Below are 11,594 nucleotides of genomic sequence, written 5' to 3' on the forward strand. Positions count from 1 at the left end.
CATCGACCCCGCGAATGACCGGAATGCCGGCCGACCTCGGCCCCGCGGCGCAGCGGTATCTCGCCGCCTTTCCCAAGGGCGACGTGGTCGCCTTCCCGATCCACGCGCTCGACCGGCTCGGCCTGCCGGTGTGGGTGGTCGCCCTCTTCCCGGACGATCCGGCTCTCTCGGGGATCATGCCCTATGGCGTCGGCTATGGCGCGACCGACGAGGCCGCGATCCTCGGCGGGCTCGGCGAGATCGCGGAGATGGTCTGGCCGACGCTGACGCTCGCCCGCCGGGCGAAGACGCGGGGCAGCTACGCCGATCTCGTCCGTACCCTCGGGAGCCGCGCGGTCGCCGACCCGCTGACGCTCGGCCTGCCCGCGGGATCGCCGGTCGACTGGGACAGCGAACTCGACTGGGTCGAGGCGAAGCGCTGGGCGGACGGCTCGACCGTGCTCGTGCCGATCGACCTCGCGGCGTATTCGTCGAAGGAACTGGCGCCGGGCTACGTGCCGTTCACCACGATCATCTCGAACGGTATGGGCGCCGGTCCCGATCTCGACTGGGCGATCGGCCACGGCCTGTGCGAGATCCTGCAACGCGACGGCAACGGCCTGCTGTTCCGCGCGCTCGACCAGGGCGTGATGCTCGATCTCGACGAACCGCTGCCGCCCGCGACGCAGGCGATCCTCGCCCGGTTCGACGCGGCGGGTATCCGCGCGATGCCGAAATTCGCCACCGACCAATATGGTCTGCCCAATCTCTATTGCGTCGGCGTCGATACGCGCGGCGAACCCGCCGCGCCGATCATGGTGACGGCGTGCGGCGAGGCCTGCCACCCCGATCGCACCGCCGCGCTGGACAAGTGCCTGACCGAATATGCCGCCAGCCGCGCACGCAAGGCCTTCGCCCACGGCCCGCGCGCACTGGTCGAGACCGTCGCGCCGGACGGCTATGTCCGTCGCTTCATGGCGCAGGCCGGCGGCGCGGCGAAATCGAGCGACCCGCGCGCCTTCACCGCGATGCAGGAATGGACGCGGCAGGATGGGGCGACGCTGCGCGACTGGCTCGGCGACAGCGTCCTCTCCGAACGGTCGCGCCACACCTTCTCCGCTTTGCCCTCCGCGCCCGCGCCGGACGGCCATGCCCGCGCCGCAGCCGCGCGTGCCGCGGTCGAGGCAGCGGGGTTCGACGTCCTCTACGTCGACATGTCGCCCGACGATCGCGCGGTCAGCGTGGTCAAGGTGATCGTCCCCGGCATGGAGGTCGAGACGATGAGCTATTACCGCATCGGCACGCGCAACACCGAGAAGCTGCTGGCGATGGACTCGCCGCTGATCCAGTTCGGTGAGGCCGGGGCGGCGTTGCAGCGCATCCGCCTGCCCGCCGCCGATGCCGAGCGCCTCGGCCATCCGCTGTTCGATACCGAGGCGGCAGATCGCCTTGTCGGGCCGCTCTACCCGCTCTATCGCGAGCCGGAGGCGCATCACGTCGGCTGGCGGGGAGCGCCGGCATGAGCCTGCGCTATGCCTACAACACCAACGGCGCCGCCAATCACCGGCTCGACGATGCGCTGCGGCTGATCGCCGACGCGGGCTATGCCGGCGTCGCCCTGACGCTGGACCATCACCACCTCGATCCCTTCGCACCCGATTGGGAGCGCGAGTCGGCGCGCGTCGCCGATCTGCTCGACCGGCTTGCGCTGGGCAGCGTGATCGAGACCGGCGCGCGCTATCTGCTCGATCCGCGCGACAAGCACGAACCCACGCTGATCGCCGCGACGGCGGACGGGCGCGCCCGGCGCGTCGCCTTCCTGTGCCGCGCACTCGACGTCGCGGCGCGGCTGGGCAGCGAGACCATGTCTTTCTGGGCCGGGGTGCCGAAGCCCGGCGTCGGGCGGGAGCAGGCGCGCCTGTGGCTCGACGAGGGTCTCGACCGCGTCCTCGACCATGCCGAGGCGGTCGGCGTCGAGGCGAGCTTCGAGCCGGAGCCCGGCATGCTGATCGAGACGGTCGGCGAATATGCGGCGCTGGCCGAGCGTCATCCCCACCTGCGGCTGGCACTCGACACCGGCCACTGCCTGGTGACGCAGGACATCGAGCCCGCCGAGGCGATCCGTCGCTATGCCGACCGGATCGGCACGGTCGCGATCGAGGACATGCGGCGCGGCGATCATACCCATCTGCCGTTCGGCGAGGGCGACATGGACGTGCCCGCGGTGCTGTCGGCGCTGGAGGCGATCGGCTTCGACCGGCTTGTCTGCGTCGAGCTGTCGCGGGAGAGTCCGCGGGCGCATGCCGCGATTCCCCAGTCGATCGCCTATCTGCGGGGGATCGCGGCGTGAGGATCTGCTTCGTCTCGCGCCGCTTCTTTCCCGCGATCTCGGGCATGTCGATCTATGCGATCAACCTGCTGCGCCAGCTCGTCGCGGCCGGTCACGACGTGACGATGATCAGCCAATTCTACGGCGATCCGGCGCGCGCGCGCGTCTACGGCGGCGGGCCGCCGCCGGCGGTCGCGGGCGTGCGCGTCGTCGGACTGGAAGCGCTCGGCGAACAGGCGGGCGGCGATTTCGAGCGGGACGTCGACGCGATCGTCGCGGCGATCACCGCCGAACATACGCGTGCGCCGTTCGACGTGCTGCACGCGCAATATGGCTATCCCACCGGCTGGGCGACCCTGCTCGCCGCGCAGGCGCTCGGCCTGCCCTGCGTCGTCTCGATCCAGGGCGGCGACGGCCATTGGGTGGGATCGTGCTGTACCACGCACCGGATCGCGATGGAGCGGGTACTCGCCCACGCCAATGCGCTGCTGATCGGCGGCACCAGCTTCGCGCAGGAGGTGCACGCGCGGCTCGGCACACCGCTGGCGCGCTTCACGATCGTGCCCGGCGCGGTCGATACCGAGCGCTTTACCCCGCCCGCAGCGCCGCGACCGGCCGACGGGCCGGTCCGCCTCTTCTATCACGGCCGCGTCGATCGCCGCAAAGGCGTGCTCGACATGCTCCACGCCCTGCGCGCCGTCCAAGGCGAGTGGCGGTGCACCGTGTCGGGGATCGGCCCGGACTATGACGCCGCCCGCACGCTCGCCGCGGACCTCGGCCTCGCCGACCGCGTGACCTTCAGCGGCTATGCCGATTACGACACCGTTCCCGCCCTGTATCGCGATCACGACGTCTTCGTCTCGCCGACCTATGCGGAGGGCTTCTCCAATACGATCCTCGAGGCGATGGCGAGCGGACAGGCGGTCCTCTCCTGCCGGTCGGTCGGCGTCGTCGATTGCATCCGCGACGGGGAGAACGGCCTGCTGATCGAGCCGGGCGATGTCGGGGCGCAGGCGGCCGCGCTCTCCCGCCTCGTCAACGACGAGGGCCTGCGCCATTGGCTTGCCGACGCGGCGCTGATCGAATGCCGGCGGACCTACAGCTGGCACACGGTGGGCCGGCAGATCATGGCGATCTACGACAGGGTGCGCGCCGCGCCGCCGCCGGCCGGGGTCAGCGCCGCGATACCGCTCGAGCCCTGCCGTTTTCGCGCGGAGCCGCACCTGCTGTGACCCATATCGTCGCCATCTCGCCGCACCTCGACGACGCCGCCTTCTCGGTCGGCGGGTATCTCGCCGCGCGGGCGCGTGCCGGCGACCGCGTCACCATCGTCACCTGCTTCACCGGCAATGTCGCGCAGCCGACCGGCTTCGCGCTCGCCTGTCAGCTCGACAAAGGCCTTTCCGCCGACATCGACTATATGGCGCTGCGTCGTGGCGAGGATCGCGATGCCTGCGCCGTGATCGGCGCCGAGGCGGTGCACCTGCCGTTTCTCGAGGCGCCGCACCGCGGCTATGCCAGCGCCCCCGCCCTGTTCGCCGACCGGCGGAGCGACGACGGGCTGCTCGCGCCGCTGACCGTCGCGCTCGGCGAGCAGATCGAGCGACTGGCGCCCGATCGGCTGCTCGGTCCGCTCGCGATCGGCGATCACGTCGACCATTGGGTGGTCCGCGACGCGCTCGCCGCGACCGGCGCGGACCATCTGCTCTGGGAGGATTGGCCCTATCTTCGCCGCGCCGCCGCCGCACCCGACGAGACGGTGCGATTGCGCCACACACTGACCGAGCAGGATCGCGCCGACCGGCTCGCGATGTGCGCGGCCTATGTATCGCAGGTGTCGTTCCAATTCGGCTCGATCGCGGACCTGCAGGCCGCCACCGCCGCGGTCGCGGAAGAACGCCTCCATGGCTCTGGCTAGGACGGCGCTGCGGCCACGCCATCGTGCCGGCGCGGTCGATCGGCCTTTTTCAGAAAGCGTAGCGGACCTCGCAGAACGGCAGCGCCGCGTCGAGCCAGCCGAGGAAGCGGTCGAGCCATTGCCGTTTCCACGCCGCCTTGTAGCGCAGGTTGCGCATGCCCGACTGGCTCCACTTGGCTTCCTGGATGTCGGGCCGCCACAGCCAGTCCTCGGCGCGCGGATGCCAGCGGAGGTTGAGGTCGTGCAGCCCGTCATTGTGGGTGAGGAAGATGATCTCGCATTTGAGCTGTGCCCGCGCCGCGGGCGACAGGGCCGCCTCCAGCTCGGCGAACAAGGCCTTCCATTCCGCCTCCCACCCCTCGTGGACGATGACGGGCGAGAAATTGACGTGCACCTCATAGCCGGCCGCGACGAAGTCGTTGATCGCGGCGATGCGTTCGCTCATCGGCGAGGTGCGGACATCGACCACCCTCGCGATCGTCTCCGGCATCAGGCTGAAGCGAATGCGGGTGCGGCCCTGCGGATCATAGTCGAGCAGGTCACGATTGACGTATTTGGTCGCGAACGAGCCCTTGGCGTTCGGCATGCCCCGGAACGCGGTCACCAGGTCGCGGACATTGTCGGACAGCGAAGCGTCCACGGACAGGTCGCCATTCTCGCCGAGGTCGTAGACCCAGTCGCGCGGATCGATGGTGTCGGGCTTCGGCTTGGGCCCGAGTTTGGCGGCATGGCGGGCGAGCGCCCGCGTCACATCGTCGATGTTGACGAAGACGCTGATCGGATTGGCATAGCCCTTCCGACGCCCGACGTAGCAATAGGCGCAGGCCATCGCGCAGCCGTTCGACGACGACGGCGCGATGAAATCGGCGGAGCGTCCGTTCGGCCGCATCGCCATGCCCTTCTTGACGCCGAGCACGAGGATCTCGCGTTTGACGCGCAGCCAGTCCCCGGCGAGCGCCGGGTCGGCGAGCTGCGGGATCTTCCAGTGGCTCGCCACCTCGACCAGCTCCGCATCGGGAAAGCGTGCCAGCACCTGCCGACCGCGCGAATAGTCGCGCACCGCCGGTTCCAGATAGATGAGCTTCGGGTCGATCAGGGTCCGCGGCAACGCCATCGCCCGGATATGGGAACGCGCAGTCCGGGAAGCCACCGGGTGCAGGGCTTGCGGAACGTTGCAGGTCGGCCTGCGTCTCGAACCTATGGATGCCGCCCGGCCAGCTCCGCAGCCGACCGCGCGCTAATACGCGAAGACCGGGAGACGCTGTGAGCGACGCTGAGGAACTGGGCCTGCCCGCGCATGCCTTCGACAAGCAGGACGACGGGGGCGATCTTGCCTTCTACGCCGACCCGCGCCTCGTCACGCATATCGACGCGGGCGCCATCGCCGCGCTCACCCGCCATTATGCCGCGTTGCTCGCGCCGGGGGATCGCGTGCTCGACCTGATGTCGAGCTGGATCAGCCATCTGCCCGAGACGCTCGACCTCGACGTCGTCGGCCACGGCATGAACGCCGCTGAGCTCGCCGCCAACCCGCGCCTGTCCCGCTGGTTCGTCCAGGACCTCAACCGTGATGCCCGGCTGACCGAGCCCGATGACAACTTCGACGCCGTGCTGATCTGCGTCGGCGTCCAGTATCTTCAACGGCCGCTGACGGTCTTTCGCGAGCTGCGGCGGCTGCTGCGCCCGGGTGGCATGGTCGTCGCCAGCTACTCGAACCGTTGCTTTCCCACCAAGGCGGTGGCGGTCTGGCGCCACCTCGACATGGAAGGTCAGGCCGCGCTCATCCGGCTCTATATGGAGACGGCCGGCTTCCACGACATCCGGCCGCTGGTCCTGGCGGACGGGCGCTCCGGCGATCCGTTGATCGCGGTCGACGGGCGCGCCTGACCGTCTATGGACCGTCTGGACCGAAGCCGATGCGGGACCGTTTTGTGACGATGCATGCGATCGAGACGCTGGGGCTGGCGAAGACGGTGGGGCGCGACCGCCGGCTGTTCCACGACCTGTCGATGGCGGTGGCGCCGGGCGAGCTCGTCGCGATCACCGGCGATTCGGGCGTCGGCAAATCGACGTTGCTCAACATCCTCGCCGGGCTCGATGATGCCGATGCGGGCGAGGTCCGAATCGAGGGCATCGCGCTCGCCGGTCTGGCCGAAGCGCCGCGCACCCGCCTGCGCCGCGAGCGGATCGGCTTCGTCTTCCAGGCCTTCCACATCCTGCCGTATCTGACCCTCGAACAGAATGTCGCACTGCCACTCGCGCTGATCTCGCCGGACGCCGCCGCTGCTCGGGATCAGGCGCGCGCGATGCTCGGCGAGGTCGGCCTCCCCGATCGTGGCCGCGACTATGCGCGCGATCTGTCCGGCGGCGAGTTGCAGCGGGTCGCGATCGCGCGGGCGCTGGTCCACCGGCCGGCGGTGATCCTCGCCGACGAGCCGACCGGCAATCTCGATCCCGATACCGCGACGCGCATCCTCGACCTGTTCGCGCGCGCGGTGCGCTCGCGAGACGCGGCGGCGGTGATCGTGACGCATTCGGTGGCCACCGCCGCGGTCGCCGACCGGGTGCTCCGGCTCACCGCACACGGCCTGGTCGAGCAGCCGCTCGTGGCCGTGGATGGCTGAGGCGGGACTGCTCCGCTCGCGGCTGGCGCTCGCCTGGCTCGTCCTCGGCGAATGGCGCTGGCATCCGGGTCGCTTCGCCGCCACCGCCGTGGCGATCGCCGTCGGCGTCGCGCTCGGCTTCGCGGTGCATCTCGTCAACGGCTCGGCGCTCGCCTCGTTCGAGCAGGCGGTGACCGGTGTCAACGGCGCCGCCGACCTCCAGGTCCGCGCCCGCACCCCGCTCGGCTTCGACGAACGCCGCTATCCCCGCATCGCGACCGCGCCGGGCGTGACGGATGCGAGCCCGGTGATCAGCCTGTCGGCGCGGGTCGGGTCGGGTCGGTTCACGCTGCTCGGCCTCGACGTGATCCGCGCCGCCGCGGTGACGCCCAGCCTCATCGGCACGCGGCCCACCGGACCCGACGCACGCAGCGACGCCGTTTTCGCCGACGATGCATTGTTCCTGTCACGCGCCGCGCTGACCGCGACCCGGACCCGCGTCGGCGACCGCCTGCCCGTCACCGCCAACGGCCGCACCGTGAGCCTGCGCGTCGCCGGCACGCTGCCCGGCGCGGCGGCCGGTCAGGCGCTCGGCACCATCGATATCGCCGCGGCGCAATGGCGCTTCGGCCGGCTCGGGCGGATCGACCGGCTCGACCTCAAGCTCGCCGACCGCAGCGCCGCCGAGCGCGCCCTGCCCGCCCTGATCGGTGCGGACGCGACCATCGTGTCGGACGACAGTCAGGCGCGGCAAGGCGACGCGCTCAGCCGCGCCTATCGCGTCAATCTCGACATGCTCGCGCTCGTCGCGCTGCTGACCGGCGGCTTTCTGGTCTTTTCGGCGCAGACGCTCTCGGTGACCCGTCGGCTGCGCGCCTTTGCGCTGGTGCGCACGCTCGGCCTGCCCCGCAGCGGCATCGTCGCCGCGGTGGCGCTGGAGGGGATCATCATCGGCCTCGTCGGCGCGACGCTCGGCCTGATCGCCGGCTATGCGATGGCGTCGGCGGCGCTGCGCCTGTTCGGCGGCGACCTCGGCGGCGGCTATTTCGGCGGCGGCACCGCGCGGGTCGTGTTCCAGCCGGTCGCCGCCGCGACCTTCTTCGCGCTCGGCCTGGCGGCGGCCTTGCTCGGCAGCATCCTGCCGGCGCGTGCGGCGGCACGGGCGGCGCCCGCCGCGGCGCTCAAGAATGCCGGCGACGTGCTCGATCCGCGCGCCCCGGTGCCGTGGCGACCGGCGCTCGTGCTGTTGCTCGCCGGCGGCGGCACGGCGCTGCTGCCGGCCGTGGGCGGCCTGCCGGTGTTCGGTTTCGTCAGCATGGCGCTGCTCCTCGCGGGTGGCGTCGCCGGCGTGCCGTGGCTGGTCCGCTGGCTGCTGTGGCCGTGGCGGGAGCGTGAGATCGCGTCGGTGCCGCGGTTGCTGGCGATCCGCCACGTGCAGGGTGCGCCGGGCCAGGCGGCGATCGCTCTGTGCGGGATCGTCGCCTCCACCGCGCTGATGATCGCGATGGCGACGATGGTGACCAGTTTCCGCGGCGCCGTCGACAGCTGGCTCGGACAGGTGTTGTCGGCCGATCTGTACCTGCGCGCCGAAAGCGGCGATCTCGATCCTGCGACGCAACGCCGGATCGCGGCGATCCCCGGCATCGGCCGGGTGGCGTTCAGTCGCCAATTGCCGCTGACGGTCGCGGCGGACCGCCCGCCGGTGACGCTGATCGCCCGGCCGGTCCGCGGTGATGCCGGCGACCCGCTGCTCGTGCTGCTCGACCGGGCGGCGGTACCCGCCGGCGCGACGCCGGTCTGGGTGTCGGAGCCCGCGGCGCGGCTCTACGGCTGGTCGCCCGGCCGCACGCTGCAGCTTCCGATCGGCGGTCGACCGGCGCGCTTCTTCGTCGCCGGCGTCTGGCGCGACTATGCCCGCCAGCAGGGTGCGCTGGTGATCCGGGATGGCGACTATGTCCGCCTGACCGGCGACCGCGGCCGCGACGAGGCGGCGATCACCCTCCCCCCGCATGCCGATATCGCGACGGTGCGCCGCGCGGCGGCGGCGGTGCTGCCTGCGGGCGTGTCGATCGCGGAGCCCGCCGCGCTGCGCCGCTTCGCGCTGCAATTGTTCGATCGCAGCTTCGCGATCACCTATGTGCTGGAGGCGGTCGCGATCCTCGTCGGCCTCGCAGGGGTCGCGGCGACGATGTCGGCGCAGACGATCGCGCGATCCAAGGAGTTCGGCATGCTCCGCCACCTCGGCCTGACCCGCGGACAGGTGACCGCGATGCTGGCGAGCGAGGGCGCGCTGCTCGGGCTGATCGGCGCGGTCGCCGGCGTCGCGCTCGGCGCGCTGCTCGGCCAGGTGCTGATCCATGTCGTCAATCCGCAGTCGTTCAACTGGACGATGACGACGCTCTGGCCGGTCGGCACGATCGCCGGGGTCACGGCGGCGCTGACCGGCGCGGCGGCGCTGACCGCGATGCTGGCCGGCCGGCGCGCGACCGCCGGCGATGCGGTCGCCGCGGTGAGGGAGGATTGGTGATGCGCGCGCTCCTCGCGCTGGCCGCCGCCGCCGGGCTGGCGGCGCCGGCGCCCTATCCCGTGGTGCGTCCCGGCATCCGCCTGTCCTTCCCCGCGGACCACGGCGCGCACCCCGCGTTCCGCACCGAATGGTGGTACGTCACCGGTTGGCTGAAGGGCGAGGACGGCCGCGACATCGGCTTCCAGATCACCTTCTTCCGCGTCAATCCGCATGCCGCCGGCGACAATCCCAGCCGCTTCGCCGCGCGTCAGGTGATCTTTGCCCATGCGGCCCTGTCGGATTCGCGGGTCGGCCACATCCTCCACGCCGAGCGCGCCGCGCGCGCCGGCTTCGGGCTCGCGGGTGCGGCGACCGGCGATGCGGACGTGCGGCTCAACGGCTGGACCTTCCGCCGGCTGGCCGATGGCCGCTTCGCCAGTCGGGTGGGCGGCCGCGACTTCGCGCTCGACCTGACCTTCCGGCCGACGCAGCAGCCGCTGCCGCAGGGGCAGGACGGGTACAGCCGCAAGGGGCCGAAGCCCGAACAGGCGAGCTATTATTACTCCATGCCGCATCTCGCGGTGACGGGGGCGGTCGTCCGCGCAGGCCGGACCGAGCGGCTGCGGGGCGAGGCCTGGCTCGACCGGGAATGGTCGTCCGACTATCTCGCCAGTGACGCTGCCGGCTGGGACTGGACCGGGCTCAACCTCGACGATGGCGGTGCGCTGATGGCCTTCCGCATCCGCCGCAAGGGCGGCGGCATATTATGGGCCGGCGGCTCCTATCGCCGCGCCGATGGGCGCATGACCCGGCTGTCCCCCGCGGATGTCGCCTTCTCGCCCACCGCGACGTGGCGCTCGGCCCGGACCGGCGCCCGCTATCCGGTCGCGCAGATGCTGCGCATACGGCTGCCCGGCGGCATCCGCGCCTTTCCGCTCCGCCCGGTCTTCCCGGATCAGGAGGTCGATGCGCGCGCCGCCGGTCAGCCGATCTATTGGGAGGGCGCCGTGCGGACCGACGGCGGACGGGGCTATCTGGAGCTGACCGGCTATACCACGCCGCTGACGATGTAGCCAAAGCCGCCGCCCGGAACGATGCGCGCGACCGATCGTCCCGCTTGGTGACGTCTCAGCGAGGATATAGCGTGACCGACAGCACGATAGCGAAACGGATCGTCATCACCGGTGCCTCCAGCGGCATCGGCGCGGCCACCGCGGTGGCGTTCGCCGAGCGCGGCGCGCGGCTAATGCTCGCCGCCCGCGGGCAGGACGGCCTCGAGGCGATCGCCGACCGCTGTCGCGCCGCGGGAGGTGAGGCGGTCGTTCGGGTCGTCGACGTCACCGACGCCGGGGCCGTGGCACGGCTCGCGACCGAAGCGCGCGAGCAGCTCGGCGGGATCGACGTCTGGTTCAGCAACGTCGGGGTCGGCGTCGTCGGCCGCTACGAAGACGTGCCGATCGCCGAGCACGCGCAGGTCATCGCCACCAACCTCGTCGGGCATATGAACGACGCGCATGCCGTGCTGCCGATCTTCCTGGCGCAGGATTACGGCATCTTCATCAACATGATCTCGGTCGGCGGCTTCGTCGCGACGCCCTATGCCGCGGCCTATTCGGCGAGCAAATTCGGCCTGCGCGGGTTCAGCGAGGCGCTGCGCGGCGAGCTGTCGAAGCGCCCGCACATCCATGTCTGCGATGTCTATCCGACCTTCGTCGACACGCCCGGCATCGATCACGCCGCCAATTACACCGGGGCGGCGCTGTCGCTGCCGCCGGGCTCGCTCGCCCCGGCGACGGTCGCGAAGGCGGTGGTGCGCCTCGCCGATCATCCCCGCAACACCACGGCGATCGGCGCCCCCGCCCTGGCGCTGAAGGTCAGCCAGTTCCTCGTCCCCAACCTCGCCGCCGCGATGATGAACGGCTTCATGGACAGCTGGAACGGAAAGGCCGCGCCCGGCGAGGACGGCAGCGGCACCTTGTTCGATCCGCCCGCCGCGCCGAGCGGCATCGAGGGCGGCCGCCGCCATCCGGAGCGACGCCGCAAGGCTGCGACTGCGGCAGGCGTCGGGGCGGCTGTCGGGCTCGCGGTGGTCGGCGGCCTGCTGTGGCGGAGACGCTGAGCGCGCATAGCCGCGTCCGAGCGTCTCGCGGCGCACGCTCTACCGACGTCCCGCGGTGACGCGGGCGGACCGGCTTGGCCGACGCCGCCGCCTCATCTGGCCGCACGTAGCAGGTTGATCGGACACAACCCACTACAGGA

General features: G+C 71.4%; 10 protein-coding genes. 9 read left to right on the plus strand and 1 reads right to left on the minus strand.

The features are described 5' to 3' along the window. Positions 1-14 precede the first annotated feature (14 nt). Genes V8201_RS10750 through V8201_RS10765 form a run of 4 tightly spaced genes read left to right on the plus strand, consistent with a single transcriptional unit; the run spans position 15 to position 4,226 of the window. A complete protein-coding gene (locus V8201_RS10750; protein WP_336545278.1) occupies positions 15-1,502 on the plus strand; it encodes a YcaO-like family protein in 1,488 nt (495 codons plus the stop codon). Then, positions 1,499-2,329: a sugar phosphate isomerase/epimerase family protein gene (locus V8201_RS10755; protein WP_336545279.1), complete on the plus strand. Its 831-nt coding sequence runs from the start codon at positions 1,499-1,501 to the stop codon at positions 2,327-2,329. Before V8201_RS10750 ends, V8201_RS10755 begins: the two co-directional genes overlap by 4 nt. Next, positions 2,326-3,540: a glycosyltransferase family 4 protein gene (locus V8201_RS10760; RefSeq protein WP_336545280.1), complete on the plus strand. Its 1,215-nt coding sequence runs from the start codon at positions 2,326-2,328 to the stop codon at positions 3,538-3,540. The genes V8201_RS10755 and V8201_RS10760 overlap by 4 nt, the downstream gene beginning before the upstream one ends. After that, entirely contained in the window at positions 3,537-4,226 is a 690-nt protein-coding gene (locus V8201_RS10765; protein ID WP_336545281.1) for a PIG-L deacetylase family protein, read from the plus strand. Before V8201_RS10760 ends, V8201_RS10765 begins: the two co-directional genes overlap by 4 nt. Before the next feature lie 49 nt (positions 4,227-4,275). Here the strand turns inward: V8201_RS10765 and V8201_RS10770 are convergent, their stop codons facing one another. Beyond that, entirely contained in the window at positions 4,276-5,334 is a 1,059-nt protein-coding gene (locus tag V8201_RS10770; protein ID WP_336545282.1) for a spore photoproduct lyase family protein, read from the minus strand. Positions 5,335-5,489: 155 nt separating this feature from the next. Here V8201_RS10770 and V8201_RS10775 point away from each other — a divergent pair, with 155 nt between their 5' ends. The 5 genes from V8201_RS10775 (at position 5,490) to V8201_RS10795 (ending at position 11,454) form a co-directional block, all read left to right on the plus strand. Continuing rightward, positions 5,490-6,113, plus strand: a complete 624-nt coding sequence (locus V8201_RS10775) for a class I SAM-dependent methyltransferase (protein WP_336545283.1) — start codon at positions 5,490-5,492, stop codon at positions 6,111-6,113. Between the two features lie 29 nt (positions 6,114-6,142). Next, a complete protein-coding gene (locus V8201_RS10780; RefSeq protein ID WP_336545284.1) occupies positions 6,143-6,850 on the plus strand; it encodes an ABC transporter ATP-binding protein in 708 nt (235 codons plus the stop codon). After that, positions 6,843-9,356: an FtsX-like permease family protein gene (locus tag V8201_RS10785; protein WP_336545285.1), complete on the plus strand. Its 2,514-nt coding sequence runs from the start codon at positions 6,843-6,845 to the stop codon at positions 9,354-9,356. Before V8201_RS10780 ends, V8201_RS10785 begins: the two co-directional genes overlap by 8 nt. Next, positions 9,356-10,408 (plus strand): lipocalin-like domain-containing protein, encoded by a 1,053-nt coding sequence (locus V8201_RS10790; RefSeq protein WP_271299010.1) that lies wholly within the window; start codon positions 9,356-9,358, stop codon positions 10,406-10,408. The genes V8201_RS10785 and V8201_RS10790 overlap by 1 nt, the downstream gene beginning before the upstream one ends. A gap of 71 nt (positions 10,409-10,479) precedes the next feature. Beyond that, a complete protein-coding gene (locus V8201_RS10795; protein WP_336545286.1) occupies positions 10,480-11,454 on the plus strand; it encodes an SDR family oxidoreductase in 975 nt (324 codons plus the stop codon). Positions 11,455-11,594: the final 140 nt, after the last annotated feature.

The organism is Sphingomonas kyungheensis, assembly GCF_037120395.1.
Taxonomy (GTDB): domain Bacteria; phylum Pseudomonadota; class Alphaproteobacteria; order Sphingomonadales; family Sphingomonadaceae; genus Sphingomonas; species Sphingomonas kyungheensis.